Here is a 21312-nt window from a genome sequence, read left to right as displayed (position 1 = left end):
TGATATCAATTAATGTCTATTAATTACATTTCAAAACAGGTACCAAAAACGGTACCAAATTTTTTCAATTTTTAACTTTCTATTTGTAACTCATTGATTTTACTATGCCGCTGAGAGGAGTCGAACCTCCGACCTCTTGATTACGAATCAATTGCTCTACCAACTGAGCTACAACGGCATAAAGGAAAGTATACTTAAGATTGCTTATGTTGCAATACTACCCCTATGGTCCAATCGACATTCTTGCTCGCTGGCATGAAGTTAACTTTCTGGTAACTCTTCAGTCCATAGCCATGGACTATCAGGGCGTAAAGGTAAGATGGCAGCATGCAATAATTGAAGACCATAAAGTTATCAGGGTACATTTCTTCAAGGGTTGTCCATTTTTGATGGCAAATATTTTCATCTGCAAAAGAAACCAGTTCACGATTAGTAAAATAGTGGTTGTCCAGGGAAAATATTTTGTCGTTGAGCATAAAGGTGATGCCACCTAAAATATACCATTTTTCGATGGGATTGGATGCCAATACTGATTTAACCTTTCTGCTTACTGAATGGACACTATTGACCAAAATAGCTATTTCATCTTTACACGCATAGGCGTCACCATGTCCTAATCGCCCGCTTGGCAATTCGTATTCTTCCGGGAAACAGAATTTTAAATCAAAAAATTGATGTCCCATTTCATTTTGCCCTAGTCCAAGAAAACTGTTCGAATAGACGGTGTATTGCTTTCCATATAAATTAACTGAAACCGTGTCTTTCTCTTTAGCGGTTAATGAATTTAAAATTGGGATCACTATCTGGACTGAGGCTCCACCAATATCCATTACTCCTGCCAAAGGGTGGGAATCTTGTTTAAACAGATTTAGTTGATAATTGGTTGCAATCCAGGCAAAAACTCCTTCTTCAGCGCCTGAAATCGTTCTTGCCGTTACAAGTCGCCAATAATATTGCCTGTCAAACCAGTCAGCCACTAATTGATTCACATTTCTATGATGTGTTTTAGGTAATAACCTCATACCTGCGGTGGAATAAAAATAAACCGGCATCAAAACAGCTGGAGCATCTGAGAATAATTTCTCCATGTAGGCAGCAACAGATTTGTGCTCATGCTCAATAGTAGATAATCCAGGTACTGCCTTTCGGTTCCATATTTCCTTAATTTCAATGGGGGTATTTGTTTCATCCAAATCATAAGCATAAATATGTAATCGCGAGCTGGAACTTCCGGCATCAATGACTGCAATACAATGATGATTGATGCATTCGGATTTATCGGCGTAAGTATAAAAAGGGAATAACAAAGAAATACAAGCAAAAACGATCCATCGATACATAGTCTTTCCTTAACTACAAACTCATAACGCATTTATCCTACATTAGTTGATTTCTTTGGTCAAAAGAAGAATTTAATATTCAAATAAAAAAAATAAAAAGCACGGAGATCAATATTGATGCTGTTCCGAGTTGATAATGTTCCTTTCCATTCAGACTTGAGACATGAGGATTTGTAGGGTCTCCAGGGGGTTGTCAGAACGATGCCAGTGCTGGGAGATCTCTCGCTGCACTCGGGATGACAATATTCGTAGACGATTTATTGCACAAGAGATGATAATAAGTTTAGAGCACTTAATATACTAAACCTGCCAACAACTATAAAAACTTGTTGTCAAAATTTCAGAGAAACAAGACACAGTACATCAATATCATTGATAATTTTAAAAACGGAATTGCCATGACACACCCTCAGTTTTTTATAAAAATGGGGGCTTATGAAAAAATTAAAAAATTAATAGAAATTGTTTCTTTTAAAAGTTCAAAATTTATGCTATAAACGCAAAATTTTTTTATTTTGAAGCATCATTTCCGTTACTCACATAGAGAGAAAATGATGGTTCAGTAGAAGATGAAAAAAATATTTTTTAATCTGGAGCAGTTTTAAATTTATATGGATAAATATAACATTAGCTCTATTATTTTTTACTAACTTTGTGAGAAAAAACAGCCTGTGAAGACTAGTATTTCGACCCTATCGAAGCCCATTAAAGACAGTGGTTACAGACGTGGATTAAAGGATCGCCATGTTCAACTCATTGCACTAGGTGGAATTATTGGCTCAGGATATTTTTTAGGGACTGGGGAAGTCATTAACCTTGTTGGCCCTTCTGTTTTTATTGCCTATTTATTAGGCGGTCTAATCATTTATCTAACCATGCTATGTATGGGTGAGTTAGCAGTTGCTATTCCGATTTCTGGCTCTTTTGTTACGTATACCTCCGATTTTATCTCTCCCTCAGTAGCTTGTGGTGTCGGGTGGTCTTATTGGATTACCTGGGTTGCTTACATCCCTGCAGAATGTGTCGCTGGCGGAATTATAATGGAATTGTTTACTGGGGTTAGTGGTTACATTTGGGTGATTTGTTTTGGGCTAATAATTACTTATGTAAACCTTGCCAAAGTGGACACATTCGGTGAAATTGAGTTCTGGCTTGCATTAATCAAAATTATCTCATTATTGGCTTTTGTTTTCCTGGCCATATTAATTTTCTTTGGTCTCATTCATGGCTCAGAGCCTCCCGGCATAATAGGGTTCAAATATCTATTGGGTGATGGCGGCCTGTTACCTAATGGAGTGATGTCATTATTGACAGCCATGGTTCTTTTGCTGGTTAATTATCAAGGCTCCGAAATCATAGGGCTTGCAGCAGGAGAATCTGAAAATCCAGCTCGTATGATCCCTCACGCCATTCGCAACGTTACTTTCAGAATATTATTTCTCTACATCATTCCAGTATTTTGCCTGGTTTTAATTTTCCCATGGCAAAAAGCTGGCCTGTCCAATTCAGTGTTTGCTGACGCACTTAATTTCTATGGCTTGAAATGGGCTGGGGCAGTAACCAGTTTTGTAACCTTATCAGCAACCCTATCCTGTGCAAATTCCGGATTTTATGGTGCTGTTCGCTCATTAAATGCGCTGGCACGCGATGGCATGGCACCCCATGTCTTCGCCAAATTTAATCAAAACTCCGTCCCTCAAAATGCTGTGATCGCGACCCTTATTGGAGTTTGGATTCTTTTAGGTGTAGGCTACTTTTTTGGTCAAACAACACTCTATATCGCCTTATTATTAGTATCAGGTTTTACCGGAACTTTGGCCTGGCTTTCTTTATGTATTGCTCAAATCAGCTTTAGAAACCGTTTATACAAGGCTGGTTATACTATTAAAGATCTACGCTATGTGACACCATATTCACCTTATACTGGAATTCTTGCGGTTATTTTAATGGTCGCATCCCTATTTTTTCTGGTATTCAATAAAGATCCCATATATAAATTATCTTTTATTATTGGTGTGGTGAGTTTTATAATACCTGTCATCATCTATAAGATTTTTGATTTATCCAAGGTTAGAAAAAAGGCCTTGCATGTGAAAAGCCGTGTAAAATTCCAGGATTTATTCCCACCTCTGTAGATTTTAAATTGTAAAATCTTTTATTGGGGAGTGTTAGAATTAATTCTTCACTCCCCATGAATAAATTGATAATAAATATCTGCCCAAATTGTTACACTAAAGCCATCAGTTTACGAGACATTGTTTCAGTCGAATTAAAATGTTCGTGGATTAATTTATAAAATATAAGTTTTAATTCGGGTGTGAAAACAACTTTTGGCATCAAAGGCTCCTTCTCTTTTACAACAACCTGATTCTTGGCAAACAAGGTTGGCCCCTGGTTGAGAATAAAAAACAAAGGCCTTTTTTTATTTCCTTTCTCTGAAAGCGGTACCTCATCAAGCTTAAATTGCTCTGTTATTAATTTTACCTGGCCTGCCAGAAATTCACTATTAGTGATACTTTTATTGTAATAAGGCAATCTCGATTTAAAATAAGACTGCAAATCTTTTTCTGTGCATCCACATAATAGAGGACTTTTAGTTTGATATAATCTAAGTAACACCTCAATTTCAAAAATGTAAGCGTTCGTTTCTGTATTGGGAATCTTGGCTGCTACATTAAAAGCATGACCAGTTTCATGAATAATGGCACCAATAATATTGATCACTGGTTGGTATAGGAAACAGCTTTTAAAGACAATAGTTCTATTTTCTACCCAGTTCTCATGATGTGTTCGCATCAGCTTGTAAGTTTTAGAGTTTACAAAAATGGCTGGGTTACCACCTGCCCCTAAAAACTCTTCAGGAGGAACAACATCAATCACCAATTCAGGAACTTCCCCATTAACACCATTATCAAGTCCATCTTTCCCAAACATTCTACATTGTGTAATGAGATCTTTTATGTGTTCCAAACTTACCATAATGCCACTCCTTATAATTGTAAGAGATTCCTTCTATCAGACAGAAATTAAAGATAGCAGATTGACTAAAATATGATGCAATCAAATTCATTATTTAGTATTGAAATTATTCAGTCAAGACTTTTTATGAATTATATGAGTATGGTTTTTTCGAGAAGCTGAATTTGAGTAATCCCTGATGCTTCTATTAGCTTAATGTTAAGTAATTTTTGAATTGATAAAAGCTTTATTCATGTAGTTAATTCTATAAGCTGTCAGTAACCTATTGAATGGAAGGCCTGCATTTTTTGAATTTAAAAAATCCATTTAAAGTTCTAAATTGGTACATTTAAATGTATTGCAAAGCAACAATTTATCTTAACGAAATCAATACATAATTTACGAAATAGAAATTTATTAATGACTTTACCTTGAGTTGTTTACTCTTAATTGATACTATTTGCTCAATTAATTATCTTTAGTCAGTATGGGAATTAAAATGGGTGGATTAACTAACGAACAGTATCACGGTCAGATTGTTGGAAAAATTGGTTATATTGCCGGATGCATGCGAAACATTGATCCTGAGAATAATTTAAAAAAAATACGGGAAGATTACCAAGATGTGTTGATATGGACCGAGAAAAATTATCGTTTTGAAGAAATATTAGAAGCTAGTAAATCAGGAAAATGCCCTAATGATCTGGATGTATTGAGCCGAAGATCTTTGATCTTGCAAGAATTGCAACGACTTGTTTTATTGATTAGTCCCTTTAAAATGAAATTTGACTTGATTGAATCTCAGTATGAGATGATGAAAAATCATGTTGATTTATGGAAAAGTGATTATTACATAACACTCAATCAACTGAATCGATTAACAGACTACATTAAAAATGACACAGCAACTCCTAAAAACTATTTTCTAAAAGCGATAACCTATGCGCTAAAAATGAAAATTGCTCAATATGGAATTACAGAAGAGAATGTCCAAATCAATGAATTGTTCAAATTAGGATTGAATTTACTGGAAATTGGTAACGACAAAATTGATGATCAATATCGTTTATTTAGGGAATATATAAAAGGCCAGTCTGAAGAATCACCCTTTGAAAGAATTTTAACTTTAGAAGACCAGAAAAATTTAGTGCAAAGTTTGATAAATTATTATGCTCCTAAACTTGCAAACAAGACCTTACAAGATCGATTATCATTGCTTTCAGAGTCTGGTTCACTAACCAAATCATTATTTAATAGCGTCGACTGCCTTATCAATGAAGATAGGGAGTTACAGGCCATAAGCACATTTAAGTCAGGTAAATTAAGTCTGGATGTTAAAGAAATTGAAGAAATTTATTCTGAAGCACTGAAGCTATATCCAGAAACCGCTTTGCAATATACCGTTCAACAACGTGATGCACGATTGTTATGTAAAGCATTCCCTCATTCACAAGAATACATAACAGACTCTCTAGCGAAAAAAGAGATTACAAATTTTTCTGATATTCTTCACAGCAAAGAATTTCTATCTAAGCTTATTGAAGCTGAAGTAGCTAAAGAAATAGATCCTCAAGATCAATTTCAAATCCAGGCCGTATCTGAGTTGTCTCAGCTTCTTGGCCGTTCCATGGATAAACAAGTCCCTCACCTTGCTAAAATGAACATTGAGCAAATCCAGGAATATATAAACAACAAGACTAAATCAATTCTGAGTAAAATTCCTGGGCGAATTAAATTATTAAACTTTATGGGCTTTGGAATTCCAACCTTTGAAACAATCGACAATATTATCAATAGGCTTTCCAAGTCCGATGATGATAAGGCGGCAAATACCATAATTCTGGAGTTTTATCAAAATATTAAACAAGTCAAGAATCAATTTTTTGGCAATAAATTAATTGAAGACATCACTCCTGAAAATATAAAAGGCTTTTTCGATCAATGTTGTCTCTATGGTAATGAAGCAGCGGCCAAGTTATCGAATAACCGCCCAATGCTTACAAAAGTAGTTGATATTTTGAGAGCACTGGCGCTTTGGACTATTCGTTTAATAGGCATAAGTTCACCACCTCAATTTTTAAAACCAGTTCAAACTGGTGTGGATTTAGTATCCGATGCGATCACTGAAATTAAAGACAATCTTGAAAAGACTGTGGCAAGGTTACAGGTAGAACAAAAAGAAACGTTGAGTTTTCAATAAAATTGTGTCTCGCATTAGCTTAGCCTGGGGCGTGTAATGCGTGACTTTATTTCCAGTAACGCTCCCGGATTACGACTCACATCTAATTCGGTTTACGTCTATCTTGATATTGTTGGTTCGGTGGTATCCCATGATTCAATTTATTGGTAAAGTCGCATGCGCGTCTATTAGGTAAACCTACAGATCATTAATCTAATGCAGCTTTTGGCCATTAGGCACTTGGGGATCCGTAGTAATTAAACTAATAGCTCCATTGCCATCAGAAAAGCCAACAAGCAAAAATTGCGAAATAAATCCTGCGATGTTTCGCTCACCCAAATTAACGCACCCTACCACAGAGCGCCCTAATAAAGATTCAGGAGTATAATGCACTGTGACTTGGGCAGAGGTCTGAAGGACCCCTATTTCATCACCGAAATCAACCCAAACTTTATAAGCAGGTTTCTTCGCACGAGGGAATTCTTCAACTTTTACTACCGTACCTGAACGTAAATCTACTTTTTCAAAATCATCATAAGTAATTGCCATAATACAACCTTGATTACTATATTTTGTCCATCACCTAAACTTCAACCATAGGTTCCAATTGAAACTCGGGTACTAGACTTTTTAACAACACTAGCAATTCGTCATTCTGGTATTCGACACAGGCTGTTTGTAACATACGTATGGTTTGTGTCAAATCATTCCAATCCAACTCACGAAATTTTGCTTTGAATAATTTTTCATGTTTGGTTGATGTCAGCTGCTCCGTCTCATGAAACAATTCTTCATACATTTTTTCACCAGGTCGTAATCCTGTGTATTTAATCATAATGTCTTTTCCTGGCTCTTTGCCAGCCAAGCGTATCATTTGTTCCGCAAGATAACTGATTTTAACAGGCTCCCCCATATCCAGAACAAATATTTCACCACCTTCACCATTCACCATAGCTTGCAAAATTAACTGGCAAGCCTCTGGTATCGTCATAAAATACCTTTGCATATCGGGATGAGTCACTGTAAGCGGACCACCTTCTTGCAATTGTTTTTGAAAAAGAGGCACAACACTTCCGGCTGAGCCAAGAACATTGCCGAAACGAACCGTAATAAACTGTGTTCTAACCCTGTCATTCAAGTTCTGACAGTAAATTTCAGCTACTCTCTTGGTAGTTCCCATAATATTGGTTGGATTAACAGCTTTATCAGTCGAGATTAAAATAAATTTCTCAGTTCCATAAGTCACACTTGCTTTGGCAACAATCTGAGTTCCTATTACATTATTAAAAACAGCAACCCTTACTTGATGTTGGAGCAGAGGAACATGCTTGTAAGCAGCTGCGTGGAATACGACTTCAGGCTGAAAACGATGAAACAAATGATTTATCGCTGTTTCATCTGTCACACTGATTAAACTCAATTCAACAGGAATACCCGGAAAGGTCTTTAGTAGCTCCAGTTCAATTCGATAAAGATTAAATTCACTATTTTCAACTATAGCGATGCTTGCAGGCTCTAAGGCCATAACTTGACGACACAGTTCAGAGCCGATTGAACCGCCACCACCTGTAATCAATACACGTTTTCCCGAAATTGATTGAGCAATTTTTTCCCATTCGAGTGTCACTTGATCCCTGCCCAACAAATCTTCTATATTTACTGGCCTTAGTGCATTGACCTCTACTCGACCTGAAGCCAGCGCTGAAATACTGGGTAAAGTGCTAAAAGGGACATTGCTTTGTTCACAAAGTGTTACGATCCTGCGCATGGTTGCTGATTTGGCTGAGGGTATGGCAATAAAAATCAAATCTACTGAATACTCATTTACCAGTTCAGTAATTTGCATAGTAGTTCCCAGTACGCGAACTCCATGAACCTCCAGACCTCTCTTGCTTATATTATCATCAACAAATCCTATAGGCTGATAATGATTACTTCTCTTCAAATCGCGCACCAGGCCTTCCCCTGCCTGCCCTGCACCAACAACTAATACTCTTTTAGTTTCTACTGACCTATTCCTCCTGCCAGGTTTATCCCAATGTAGACGAATGGTCAATCTGCCCCCACAAAGAATGGTAGCTAAAATAATACAATACAAAGGAAATACTGATCTTGGTATGTGCTGGAGAATTGAAGTTAAATAAAAAACCGGAATTACTAAAATCATAGCGGTTACAGTAGCCTTCAATATCCGGATAACATCATTAATAGAAGAGAAACGCCATAAACCTCTATAAATTTTAAAATAGTAATAACAGCTGAGCTGTACAATAGATAATAACGCTAAAGCAACAAAAGAGTGAGCCGAGGCTAAGTTGCCAGGATAAGGTTGCATATTATAGCGTAACCAATAAGCGGCATACCAGGCAACGGGTATTGCAGTAGCATCAAATAAAATTACTGGTAATTTTGCAATGAATTTTTTTATTAATATCATTATTTTTTGCATTATAAGAACCACAGCTTGTAATCCTTTATGAATAAAGAATGGTACACTATGTTACACTCGCTCGCATCAAAAATTAGTAAACAATTCATATCTATATTGAGAACCAGGACTACCTGTAGTAAAAATCTTGTGCAATTTATAGTTTTTATGCTGAGTAAGTAATGGTTTTAAACAAGCATCACTGGGAGTATAAATGACTTCCCCTTTATTGATTAGAGAAGTCAAAATAATTATCTGAGGCCTTTCTTCTAATATCTGATGACAAAATAATTCATATCTCGTCATAACCGGGAATTGAGCCATTTCTTTGTTATTCAAACAGTATGAATCGATAAAATTTAAGCGACTCAAGAACGGTATCAAACCAGAGTCCGCTAATACAACATTGTCTTGATTCTTCGTGTGAGTATTTAACCATTGAACAACACTTTTTCTTAATTGCTCTCCCTGGATAGGGTTCTGACTAAAATAGCGATAATCAGCAAGTGACATACGGGGTATAAATAGTAATGCCAGAAAGAACGCGGTCACATATAAAGCGCCTAAAAAGTAATTATCTCTTTTTTTGAAATAGCCTGATAAAATGTGACTTATGCCATTTAACGTCAGAGGTAACATAAGAACAAATGCTGGCAGGAACAATCGATTGTCAAAAGCTACGACAGGATCAGCATTCAAAAGCATTAATAAATAAATGATGCTGGGAGACCATAAAAAATAATGCCGTTTGTCCTGGGCATAAAGACAAGCCGGTAAAGCCAGGACAGCAAAGGGCCAGATTAATTTAAGATAATTTAAATCCAACAGATAGGATATTCCATTAAATCCTTTGCAATACACTGGGTTCGGAAATAATAGTCCATAGTAAATCCAACGCCACAGAAAATAAGGCAGATATACCAAGGCTATCGTCGCTACAAAAAATAAGACTCCAGTCCAACGCTCCTTTTGCAATAATTGATTTCGATCACAAGCTATTAAAAGAAAAAACAAAAGCATTAAAGCTGGCGCTTCTGGCCTTGTCATTCCAGCTAAAGAAAGAAGTAATCCTGCAATGATAAAACCACTTATTTTCTGATAACCTCGCGGATCGGGATAAAAATGGTAACCCAATCCGCGAAAAACAAAATAGACAGAACCACTAATGAGAGCTTGATAAACGGTCATTTCAAAACCACTAACCGCCCAGATAATTTGCCCCTTATATAATAGAAACCAAATACAGGGAATCAACGACTCACGCCTGGCAAACCAAAACCTGGTGATAAGAAAGATGAAAACACAGGTCGCAAGCAATCCAATAAATCCTGCAATTTTTAGAGTAAAAACTGGATTTATGTTGAAAACAATAGATAATGCGCCCAAAGCGACAAAGCTGAAATTGGAATATCCTTCAACTGGTTCGAAACCCAAATTCCATAACAATCCATCTCCTGCAGCCCAATTTTTGGCATACCGCAAAGAAATATACATGTCATCTATAGTGAATGGCCATATGGCCTGGATTTGTAAAACCAGCAGATAAGTAAATAAAAAGATGAATACACTGTCATACCAACGCCACTTCGAACTCATCAAGTCAATGCCATAAAGGTCAAAACAGCGAAGCACCCCAGATTTATTCGAGATAATCGGTCTCCTAAAAATACATTGACTGGATCATCATTCTCTACATCCTGAGTAGCAAGCCAACCAAAGCGCCATAAAGCAATAGCCGCAAACGGTAACGTTAAAATGAAAAAGAACGATTCAGCTCTTGCATAAACAGTGTAAAACAGATAAGTAACAAAGCAGGCTATTCCAGTAATCACAATAAGTCTTTGCAGAAAAACCGGATTGTATCTTCGTAAAACCTTACGAGTTGAATTTTTTAACCCCAACTGCATTTCCAATTGTCTTTTATTTAAAGCAATAAATAAACTCAGTAAAGTGGCTGCCACAGTTAACCATGCCGATATGTCCAAATCAATCCCTATCGTTCCAGCCAAAACTCGAAGCATAAAGCCTAAAGCAATACAGGCCACATCAAAAACCGGAATTAATTTTAAAACATGGTTATAAGCGAGATTGATTACCAAATACAAAACTAAAATTATCACTAATTTTTTTGAAATGAGCCAACCCAGAGCCAGTCCGATAACCATCAATAAAAACATCATGACAATCGCATCAAGTACAGTAACCTGCTCACTGGCAATAGGCCTGTTGCATTTAAAAGGGTGCAAACTGTCTTCAGTCCTGTCCTGGATATCATTATAAATATACACTGCACTTGCAATAAGGCAGAAAGAAAATGACGCTAATAAAGCTGGGAACAAATACCCGGGGACAGGAGTATAAATAAAACCAAGCATCACGAAAATCGCTTTACTCCAGTGCGATACGCGCAGAAGTAAAAAATACCGGTATAACTTATCCATGTAACTTACCCTGATGATTTTATTTGCTAATTCCATCATACAAATCGACCCTTTTCTCAAAAACAACCAAAACATTTTGTCATTCATAATCTACATATGAATGACCGCCTCACTCTGGCTACAGGACATGGATTTGTTCTAATTTTAAATTGAATTGATACCCTATAAGATTAACATAGATAACCTTAGTCTAAAAATATCATAATCGCAAAAAAAATCATCATTTCAAAGGGTTAAACTGCAAATAAAAACGAACCCTTCATGAGATTGCAACAATTTAGTAAAAATTAATCAAATAAGATTGCATTTAACCAACGAACCAGTAAGATAAAAAATACACGAGTAAACTTTCAAGGGATATGAGGTTTTTATGCGCTATATTCTACCAGCCGGAGCTCTTACCAGCCTTAACTTTTTACGCGATGACTACCAAAAAGAAAGAAAAGTGGACTTGGATCAACCCCCTTCTTTAATTGGTGTACCAACATTATTTGGGGGCACCGATGTCATAGCCCGGGATAAACAAACCAAATTTATAAAAAAAATGGTCGAAGTCCTTAGAGCTAATCTGGCTAAAGAGGAAGAAATTACAACCCCTGAGCAATGGGAAGCCAATTTAACCGCATCCAGAGTTGTACTTGCCGCTTGTTTGTTTGTTCAATCACAAGTTTCATCTCCTAAAAACAACTCCGCATTATACCGATTAATCAATAAGGATTTGGGCATCACCGATACCAATTTCCTGGATGAGGAAGACAAGGAAATATGCTTTTTAGCGGCAAATAGAGTAATCAATTCTTCCTTATCTGCATTCAGCGACGCCAATGCCGCTTTGCGTAAAGCAAAGATGACACCATTTACTGAGCAGGAATGGAATGACTTTTCAAAATTTGTAAGTGCTGTCAGCATCAAAAAAGTATCTACCAATCCTTACACAAATTACCCAATCACATCCATTACCCAACCTTTGTTTGGTGCGGCTTTTTCTTATACAGGAGCAACCATTGGTTATCTCGGAGGCGATGTCATTAGTCAATCTTCCAAGGCGATGTCGACAAAACTCCAAATCACCACTATGGTCGGAAGCACCTTATTAATGTTCGGTACGACTGGTCCAATGGGCGTCGCATTATTCTCTCAGGTTATAGCGAGCAAATTAGTCACTGCTTTTTTCAGCATCAGTTTAGCTCATGTTTTAGGAACCACAATGGGCATAATCGGACAGGGAGTTGGAATGGGTATTGGTATGCCTTTGGACTATGCCTATAGACTGTTATGGAAAGCCAGCGCCACTATTATGAATTATTACAGCAACTATCCTAATACTTCTCAGATGACTGGTATTCGTATTGCCGATGGCAAGTGTATAATGAATGGCATAGTCATAGAATACACACCAAACTCTGATTTAAAAACAGAAGAAGGACAACAATCAGTAGAAATCACTGAGGAAGGCAAACTGTTTATCAATGGAAAAGAAGTGACTATCCCTGATGGTGGGGTTCAATTGCCTATTGAACTCATTAATGAATTAAAAGCGCAATTGAAACTTCAAGAGCAAAAGATTAGCGAAGAAAGCACTTCAACAGAAACTTTGAGTCTAACTCATTAAATCAGCATAGTAATTACTTTAAGAATCACTTCGTTGATTAGAGTTTGTTGACAATGCCTTATATCCCCGACTTACTGCGCTTTATGCGCAGTAAGTGGACAGTTGATAGACTGTCAGCAGGCCGTAAATTTTCTGAAGAACTATCAGGACTTGTTCGCAGTATTTAGTGAATGATCAAATTAAATCAGATCTTTGATAAAGTTCTATGATCTAATAACGCATCACAACCTGCTCTTCCCCTAAAAGGTTTCTTAATAAGCCAATTAATTCATCACTTGGTGTGACAAACCATTGCTGACTGAGATTTAAATGGGCTTTAGCAAAATCATTCGCGTAAGCTAATTGAACAGCACAACGTCCTGAATAATTTTTTAATAAGGACTGAATGGCAGGAAGGGCCGTAATGCTGTTTTGATTTAAACACAACTCCAGACAACGAGCGAATTTCGTTCTAGCTGAAGAAATACTTAAAAGCTGACTGGCAGTCATTTTATTACCACCATTATAATCATCAATAGCTACCTCCCCCTCAATAGCCAACATGTCCCCAGTTGTTAGTGAATCAGTGAACTGTTCAAAAATCTCACTAAAGACCACGGCATCAATCCGGCCAGTGGCATCATCCATTCCAATAATTACTAATTTCTTACCTCGTTTGGTAATTATTTTTCTTATAGCAACTACCTGAGCACAAATCATTGCTTTTTTATGTAAGGATGGATTTAATTGATTGACAGGAACGATAAAATCACCCAATTCACGTCTATATTGATCGGCAGGGTGGCCGGTGAGATAAAACCCTAAAACCTCTCTTTCACCTTCTAATCGTTGGGCCTCTGGCCAGGATTTGCACTCTACATAATCTTGCTCATTGGCTCTATCTTCCAAAAGTGAGAATAAATCAAACTGCCCACTCGATTGATTTTGATGTTCCTTTTCAGCAACTTTTAACGCTTTTTCCAAAGATGCTGTCAATACAGCTCTTTCTATTTTCCATTCATCCAAAGCGCCACTCTTAATTAAAGCTTCAATGACGCGTCTGTTCACTTTGCGCAAATCCAGCCTTTGACAAAAACTGAATAAGTCCACAAAAGGACCATTTTGGGTTCGTTCATGCGTAATACACTCAATAGCAGACTCACCTACTCCCTTAATAGCTCCAAGACCATAAATAATTGTCTTTTCATCTGACACAGTAAAATGGTACATGGAATGATTGATTGAGGGAGGTAATACCTGCAATTTCATATGCGCACATTCATCAATAAAAGTAACGACCTTATCAGTATTATCCATATCTGAAGACATCACAGCAGCCATAAAGGCTGCTGGATAATGTGCTTTTAGCCAGGCAGTTTGATAGGCTACCAAAGCGTAAGCAGCGGAATGCGACTTATTAAACCCATAGCCAGCAAATTTTTCCATCAAATCAAAAATGTGGGTTGCCACTTGCTCATCGACGCCTCTCGCTACAGATCCTTGAGTAAAGATCTCTCTTTGCTTTGCCATTTCTTCCGGTTTTTTCTTGCCCATGGCACGTCGTAACAAATCAGCGGCACCTAAGGTGTAATTTGCCAACACCTGTGCAATTTGCATCACTTGTTCCTGATATAAAATGACTCCATATGTGGGTTTAAGAATTGGCTCCAAGTCTGGATGAGGATAATCAACCCGAGATCTACCATGCTTTCGGTCGATAAAGTCATCCACCATTCCTGACTGAAGAGGTCCTGGCCTGAATAGAGCAACCAACGCGATGATGTCTTCGAAACAATCCGGTTGAAGCCGGTTAATCAGCTCCTTCATACCACGAGATTCCAGCTGAAATACTGCTGTGGTCTTACACGCCTTTAACAAATCAAAAGTGGCTTCATCGTTCGTTGGTATTTGACTAATATCAACTGGATGTAATCCTACCATTTCGCATTGCTTGTTTACCGTAGCTAAAGCCCAATCGATAATAGTTAATGTTCTTAAACCTAAAAAGTCAAATTTGACCAATCCAACCGCTTCAACATCGTCTTTATCAAATTGACTAACAATTTGAGTCGAACCTTCTTCACAATATATCGCTGTAAAATCAGTCAGTTGAGAAGGTGCGATAACAACTCCTCCAGCATGTTTTCCTGCATTACGAGTAATTCCTTCCAATTTTAAAGCAAGATCAAATAATTCCTTTACCTCTTCTTCCTCTTCGTACCTCTGACGGAGTTCTTCTTCTTGCTCCATCGCTTTGCTTAAGGTAATACCTAACTCAAAAGGAATTAATTTCGCTAATTTATCAACGAAACCGTAAGGATGACCTAAAACACGCCCAACATCTCTGACTACTGCTTTTGCAGCCATAGTACCAAAAGTAATAATTTGGGAAACACTCTGTCTACCATACTTTTCTGCCACATATTCAATAACTCGATCACGACCTTCCATGCAAAAATCAATATCAAAATCAGGCATGGACACACGCTCAGGATTTAAAAATCGTTCAAACAGCAATTCGTATTCCAAAGGATCCAAATCTGTAATCTTGAGTGCATAAGCCACCAACGAACCGGCACCTGAACCCCGGCCTGGTCCTACCGGGACTCCATTCTGCTTGGCCCACTGTATAAAGTCAGCCACAATCAGGAAATAACCAGCAAAACCCATGTTATTAATAACATCCAGCTCAATTTTAAGACGTTCGTCGTATTCCCCTCTGACAGCAAGCAATTCTTCCTCTGATTTGCCTTTGAATAACTGTTTTAAGCGTTCCTCTAAACCTGTCTCAGAAAGATGTGATAAATATTCCTCTACGGTTGATCCATCAGGTATAGGGAAATTAGGGAGATAATTGTGTCCCAGCTCGAGCTTAACATTGCAGCGTTTACTAATTTCCACCGTGTTTTGAATCGCGCTGGGAAGATCGGAAAACAAACTCTCCATTTCTTCTGCTGAACGTAGATATTGCTGAGAACTGTATTGTTGAGTCCTCCTGGGATCGGCCAACGTGTAACCTTCATGAATGCATACTCGGGCTTCGTGAGCATCAAAATCATTCTCATTGATGAACCGTACGTCATTGGTTGCAACAAGAGGTAATTGCAGCTCGTCAGCTAATGCAATCAGCTTCTCGTTATAGTGCTGCTCGTCTGCTCTCCCAGTGCGCTGAATTTCCAAATAAAAACGATTGGGGAATAAACTCTTCCAATGCAAAGCACGATTTTTTGCCAGTACGTCATCATTGGCCAATAATGCTTGACCAATATCACCAAATATTCCTCCTGAGAGAGCAATTAATCCTTGTGAATAATCTTGAATCCATTGGGATTGGACTCTGGGTTGGCCATGATATTGGCCTTCTTGATAAGCTTTGGATACTAAACAAGTTAAATTTCTATAGCCTTGTGCATCCAGACATAATAAAACCAACGAGAAAACATTATCTGAGTTTTCCAAATCATGGCAAGGCAAATCACTACCAATAATAGGCTTAATACCTGCATCTGCTGCACTTTTAAATAATTTGACTGCAGCAAATAAATTGCAAAAATCTGTTACAGCAACCGAGTTCATACCCCGCTCAGGTAAAGCCTTCATTAAAGGCTTAATCTGAACCAAGCCATCAACCAATGAAAATTCTGTATGTACTCTTAAATGAACAAAACGTTGTCGCATGGGAGATTAACTCGTTTAGAATAATCTGGAAACTTTAACTCAAATCACAGGATCTAATCTACCTATAAATGTGACTGATGGGGATCAAAAGCATCCCGCACGGCATCTGCAAACAAATTCATAGCCAAAACCAATAAAAACATTAGCAAAAACGCTGCAAACATTGGCCACCAAACAATAGGATCTCGTGCTAACTCAAGGCGCGCTCCATTGATCATGTTCCCCCAACTTATAGTTAAAGGTGAAACACCAACCCCTACATAAGTTAAAACAGCTTCAGCCAAGACCAAAAAACTAAAATCCAATACCAGTGTGATAACAACAATGTGCATAACATTAGGTAAAAGATGTTTGCGAACAATGGTAAACCAATTACTTCCTAAAGCACGTGCGGCCAAAACATAATCTATTTCACGCAACTTCAATGTTTCAGCTCTTAGAAGACGACACAGACTTGTCCAACTCGTGACACCAAGAATCAAACAAAGAGCTAACAGGCGAGCGTCTGCACTTTTAGCCAAAGTAGTAAATTGCTCTGGATGGTTCGCGATATAGGTTTGCAGAGACAATACCGAAGCAGTAATCAATAAAACACCCGGAATGGAACTCAACGTGGTATAAACGTATTGAATAATATCGTCAATAACCCCACCAAAATACCCTGCTCCTATACCCAGGAACAAAGCTAATGGCAACATAAATAAAGTTGTTAGAGTCCCAATAATTAAACCAGTTCGAATACTTTTTAAGCTGAAATAGAAAATATCTTGCCCAATTTGCCCTGTACCAAAAACATGAAATGATCTTGATAATCCATAGCCAATTATTACAGCAAATGTAAGCACACCAAGCGTTACTACAGCGCTAGTTTGAGTAGAACTTAAAATAAAAATACTCTTGTATCCACGACTAAATTTTATTAAAGCCAGGAAAAGCCAAATGCCCAAAATCACTAAGGCACCATACAATGCGCCTTTTATTATAATTGACTTAATAATCATTGACTTATCTTCCTCAGTCTTTACAGACGCGGGAGGATATTTTAATCGGGGATAAATCTGAGTCGTTACTCCATTAATTAGCTTTGTCTCACTAACAAATTGAGTTAAAGCTAATGGAGCAGAATAAGTTTTCTCATAAACATTTCCTATTGGAGAGAGAATCTTATCCAAGAGAGATTGGGTATTTTCAGTCTTACCCTTTGTTGATTGAATATGAATGGAATCCAATACTCCTATTGTCAAAAACAACAACAGCACCATTCCCGCACTGATTGCCAATGGCCTGTGCAAAATAATGGAAAATGACAATTTGATGTGTTGTTTTCTAAGACTTAGCAAAATAGTAAACAAACTCACTACCAGCAAAGTAAGAAAACATTTATCAGTCCAAAGCAATTCCAATGTCATTTTTAGTCACACACTCCCTGGCTTCATCTCATGACAATCGCACTCTCGGATCAACGAGAAGGTAAGAAAAGTCAGTCAAAACCAATCCTATGATATACAGCACAGATCCTAGAAAAACCATTGCTCTTACAATTGCAAAATCCTGTTGTTGTATTGCATCAATAATATAACTTCCAAGCCCAGGGACTCCAAAGAAAGACTCTAACACCAAACTGCCCATAAACAGAGTAGGAATGATGACAACTATCCCGGTAAGAATAGGTAACATGGCATTTTTTAATACATGTTTAAACAACACTCTTTGCTCAGATAATCCCTTTGCTCTTGCTGTTTTCACATAATCTTTATGTATTTCTTCCAAAACTAAAGTCCTGTACCAGCGCGCGCCAGCCCCCAACTGCCCTAAAACTGCCACTAATACTGGTAAAAATATAAATTTCAAGGCATCCAACCCACCATCATAACCTGATATGGGGAACAATTTTAATATTTTTCCAAATACATATTGCCCACCAATAATGTAGAACAAACTGGAAATGGACATAAGGATAATACATATCACTACACCAGAGAGATCAAGGTATGTCGTACGGAAAAAAGCCATGGCCATGGCAAAAAATATATTAATCAGTACAGCAAAAAATAAAGTGGGCAATGCGATTGCAAGACTTGGCCACATTCTGTAAGTGATATCATGACTGATGTCTCGCCCGGCATCAGAAACACCAAAATTAAAAGTAAACAACATAAGCGACTTTTGACAAAACAAAGTGTCTCTAAATTGATTAAAACCAGTTTGCTTTGGATTATAAAACAGGGGTAAATCATAGCCATGAACTGATTTCCAATCATCAATGGCTTTTTGCTCAACATGTTTATTACCCAAATGCATACGTGCAATATCATCGGGCGAATTAACCATGAAGAACAAAGCAAAAGTCATCAGATTAATGCCAAATAAAATTGGAACGGCGTATACAATTCTGCGCAGCAAGTATTTGATCATTTTAATTTTACCCTTTCTGCCGGCTGTTTTTCTTTTTTTAGATAGGCAATTAATAAGGGAAATGCCAGTGCAATAACTAATCCAAATAACACACCTAAAGGCCAAAAAATTGGCTGATTCCATGCAATTCGCAACTTATTACGCTCAGGGACATTAATAGAAATATATTTTAATGTATTCAGAGAAATCGTATTGGTTTTAATATTCGAAACCCAATCTTGTGATAGAACGAAATCCTCAGGGTGCATCCCCCAAATCCATGGAGCATCATACCTGACAATAGCCAACATTCTATCTAACAATTTCTGTCTTTTATCATCGTTAACGCGATTTTTCATCAAATCAAACAGTCTATCAAACTCCTGATTTTGATAATTGGCAGCATTTTCACCACCATATTTCACTTTGCCATTTTTGCTATACAGCAAAAAAAGAAAATTTTCAGGATCAGGATAGTCAGCATTCCAACCCCAGCTAAATATTTGAGCATTTCCAGTTCGCATTTTTTCCTGAAAACGATTATAAAGCGTTGCTCTGATATTCAAATCAATACCTATACTTGCGAATTGTTTACGCATCCAATCCAATCTTGATTTATCATCAGGGTTACCTGTTGTTGTCACATCATAATGAAGAATCAAAGGCTTTCCAGTTTTCGGATCAATTCCCCCAGGATAACCTGCTTCAACCATTAATTTTTGAGCATCCGCTAAAGATCTTCGTTTTATACCATTGTTCACCCATTGATAAACATAAGGATTAATACCTTCTTTGCCTTCTCTGTACCCAAAGATACCGGGGGGAATCGGACCTTGTGCCGGAACTCCTCGACCATTAAAAAATATCGCGATATTCTCATCATAATTCACTGCAATCGAAATAGCTTGCCTTAATTTGCGTGCCCTCTGACTATTTCCACCAACGACACTGTCCAGCATATTAAAGCCCATATAAAAGATAAATGGTTCCAATGTTTGTCTTAAATACATTTTTTTATCTTTCATTTCCTGACTTAGGATGGCTTGCCCAAAACGATTAATATGAATCGCCTGATCAAAACTATCAGCACTTATTCCTGAAATATCATAATAACCTTGTAAGAATTTATTCCATCGAGGTATCGATTCTTTCTCCAGCGTATATATAGCCTTATCAATTAAAGGTAAGCGTTTACCCTCGTTGGTTAAATAACCCGCTCTTCTGTCTGCCACTGAAGCATCTGCAGGAAAGTACATTTCCCTGAAATTCGGATTTTTCTCCAATACCATATTTCTATTTGGATTATTTTTAGTCAGCATAAAGGGACCTGTGCCTATAGGGTACCAACCAAATGATAAATTTTTATCATCCATTCCTTGTTGGGAATAAAACAAATCAGCTTCCCATGGGACTGGAGCAAAAAATGGCATGGCTAACCAAAATAAAAACTGGGTATATTGTCCTTTGAGTGTTATCTCAAAAGTATAATTATCTATTTTTTTAACCCCCTTTAAGGGGTATTTTCGCAAATCAATAAAGGCATTATTTTCAATTAAAGCCCTGGGCAGGGTATTCCCATATTCCTTAAATCCAAGGATATAGTTACTCATTAACCCATATATTGAAGAACTAACCGCTGGGTTAGCCAATCTTTTAATTTGATAGATATAATCATCAATGACTAGCTCTCTGGTTCCTGTATATTTAAAATCTGATAACTGATTAATATCGTGCTCATCAAGATAATCTTCGGACAAGTGATGATATCGGTAAGAACCATCTTTTTTCTTGGCTAAAGCGGGGTGCGGTTGATATAAAATTCCCTTTTTTATCTGAATGGTATAAACACTATAGGCAGGTTTTGTACTTTCCCCGGCCGGGATAAGATTCCCTTTGGTGTCCAAATATTGAATCTTGGGCAACTGAGTAGCAGTCAATGGCATTAGTTCATAAGGTCTTTTGAAGTAATCATACTCCAGAAGAGGCTCATAGATCTGGGCTATAAAAAGATACTCATTAGAAGAGTAGGACCGCGCCGGATCCAGGGTTTTTGGCTGTTCGTTAAAAGAAGAATAATAAATATTTTCATTAGCCTCACTTTGAGGGTAAGGGTTATTTAATACCCAGGAACTACTGTAAGCCAAATTGACCCAACAGGGTATTAAAAATACTATGAATCGAATTAGTAAATATCGCCGCACTGACTTCCCTCGTGCTATTTAGTGAATATTGCAGGATCAAATTACATGCTTAACTTGTTTTATTGATATTCATCATAAACCAAATGACAAAGATCTGGCTAC

Annotated in this window: 13 protein-coding genes and 1 tRNA gene; 3 read left to right on the top strand and 11 right to left on the bottom strand. The window is 37.3% G+C overall.

Annotated features, from left to right (window positions below):
• Nucleotides 1-105: 105 nt before the first annotated feature.
• Both ACZ5EK_RS05125 and ACZ5EK_RS05120 read right to left on the bottom strand, forming a co-directional pair.
• A tRNA-Thr gene (locus tag ACZ5EK_RS05125) sits at nucleotides 106-178 on the bottom strand.
• A gap of 16 nt (nucleotides 179-194) precedes the next feature.
• Complete coding sequence (locus ACZ5EK_RS05120) at nucleotides 195-1340, bottom strand: multidrug DMT transporter permease (RefSeq protein WP_464431756.1); 1146 nt, start codon at nucleotides 1338-1340, stop codon at nucleotides 195-197.
• Nucleotides 1341-2011: 671 nt separating this feature from the next.
• Here ACZ5EK_RS05120 and ACZ5EK_RS05115 point away from each other — a divergent pair.
• Nucleotides 2012-3475 (top strand): amino acid permease, encoded by a 1464-nt coding sequence (locus ACZ5EK_RS05115; protein ID WP_464431755.1) that lies wholly within the window; start codon nucleotides 2012-2014, stop codon nucleotides 3473-3475.
• Nucleotides 3476-3566: 91 nt separating this feature from the next.
• On the opposite strand, the gene ACZ5EK_RS05110 is transcribed toward ACZ5EK_RS05115, so the two are convergent.
• The gene (locus ACZ5EK_RS05110; RefSeq protein WP_464431753.1) at nucleotides 3567-4319 is read right to left on the bottom strand and encodes a hypothetical protein; all 753 of its coding nucleotides are present in this window, start codon (nucleotides 4317-4319) and stop codon (nucleotides 3567-3569) included.
• Between the two features lie 478 nt (nucleotides 4320-4797).
• Here ACZ5EK_RS05110 and ACZ5EK_RS05105 point away from each other — a divergent pair, with 478 nt between their 5' ends.
• Nucleotides 4798-6498 carry a Dot/Icm T4SS effector v-ATPase inhibitor SidK gene (locus ACZ5EK_RS05105; protein WP_464431752.1) on the top strand — a complete coding sequence of 567 codons (1701 nt, stop codon included), beginning with the start codon at nucleotides 4798-4800 and terminating at the stop codon, nucleotides 6496-6498.
• Nucleotides 6499-6690: 192 nt separating this feature from the next.
• Here the strand turns inward: ACZ5EK_RS05105 and ACZ5EK_RS05100 are convergent, their stop codons facing one another.
• From ACZ5EK_RS05100 to ACZ5EK_RS05085, 4 genes are all read right to left on the bottom strand, one after another.
• Nucleotides 6691-7026, bottom strand: a complete 336-nt coding sequence (locus ACZ5EK_RS05100; RefSeq protein WP_464431750.1) for a tRNA-binding protein — start codon at nucleotides 7024-7026, stop codon at nucleotides 6691-6693.
• Between the two features lie 34 nt (nucleotides 7027-7060).
• Nucleotides 7061-8926, bottom strand: coding sequence for a polysaccharide biosynthesis protein (locus ACZ5EK_RS05095; RefSeq protein WP_464431749.1), 1866 nt, complete (start codon nucleotides 8924-8926; stop codon nucleotides 7061-7063).
• A gap of 66 nt (nucleotides 8927-8992) precedes the next feature.
• Nucleotides 8993-10501, bottom strand: coding sequence for a protein LphB (locus ACZ5EK_RS05090; RefSeq protein ID WP_464431748.1), 1509 nt, complete (start codon nucleotides 10499-10501; stop codon nucleotides 8993-8995).
• Nucleotides 10501-11385: a decaprenyl-phosphate phosphoribosyltransferase gene (locus ACZ5EK_RS05085; RefSeq protein ID WP_464431747.1), complete on the bottom strand. Its 885-nt coding sequence runs from the start codon at nucleotides 11383-11385 to the stop codon at nucleotides 10501-10503. Before ACZ5EK_RS05085 ends, ACZ5EK_RS05090 begins: the two co-directional genes overlap by 1 nt.
• 331 nt (nucleotides 11386-11716) lie before the next feature.
• On the opposite strand from ACZ5EK_RS05085, the gene ACZ5EK_RS05080 reads away from it, so the two are divergent.
• Nucleotides 11717-12958 carry a type IV secretion protein Dot gene (locus tag ACZ5EK_RS05080; protein WP_464431746.1) on the top strand — a complete coding sequence of 414 codons (1242 nt, stop codon included), beginning with the start codon at nucleotides 11717-11719 and terminating at the stop codon, nucleotides 12956-12958.
• Between the two features lie 210 nt (nucleotides 12959-13168).
• On the opposite strand, the gene dnaE is transcribed toward ACZ5EK_RS05080, so the two are convergent.
• The 4 genes from dnaE to ACZ5EK_RS05060 all read right to left on the bottom strand — a co-directional run bounded on the left by dnaE (nucleotide 13169) and on the right by ACZ5EK_RS05060 (nucleotide 20952).
• Nucleotides 13169-16615, bottom strand: a complete 3447-nt coding sequence (gene dnaE / locus ACZ5EK_RS05075) for a DNA polymerase III subunit alpha (protein WP_464431745.1) — start codon at nucleotides 16613-16615, stop codon at nucleotides 13169-13171.
• A gap of 62 nt (nucleotides 16616-16677) precedes the next feature.
• The gene (locus ACZ5EK_RS05070) at nucleotides 16678-18024 is read right to left on the bottom strand and encodes an ABC transporter permease (RefSeq protein ID WP_464431744.1); all 1347 of its coding nucleotides are present in this window, start codon (nucleotides 18022-18024) and stop codon (nucleotides 16678-16680) included.
• 28 nt (nucleotides 18025-18052) lie between these two features.
• Nucleotides 18053-19030 (bottom strand): ABC transporter permease, encoded by a 978-nt coding sequence (locus ACZ5EK_RS05065; RefSeq protein ID WP_464431742.1) that lies wholly within the window; start codon nucleotides 19028-19030, stop codon nucleotides 18053-18055.
• Complete coding sequence (locus tag ACZ5EK_RS05060; protein ID WP_464432461.1) at nucleotides 19027-20952, bottom strand: ABC transporter substrate-binding protein; 1926 nt, start codon at nucleotides 20950-20952, stop codon at nucleotides 19027-19029. The genes ACZ5EK_RS05065 and ACZ5EK_RS05060 overlap by 4 nt, the downstream gene beginning before the upstream one ends.
• Nucleotides 20953-21312: the final 360 nt, after the last annotated feature.

The organism is Legionella sp. JM-2024 (assembly GCF_055389095.1).
This window is presented reverse-complemented; position numbering and strand designations above follow the sequence as displayed.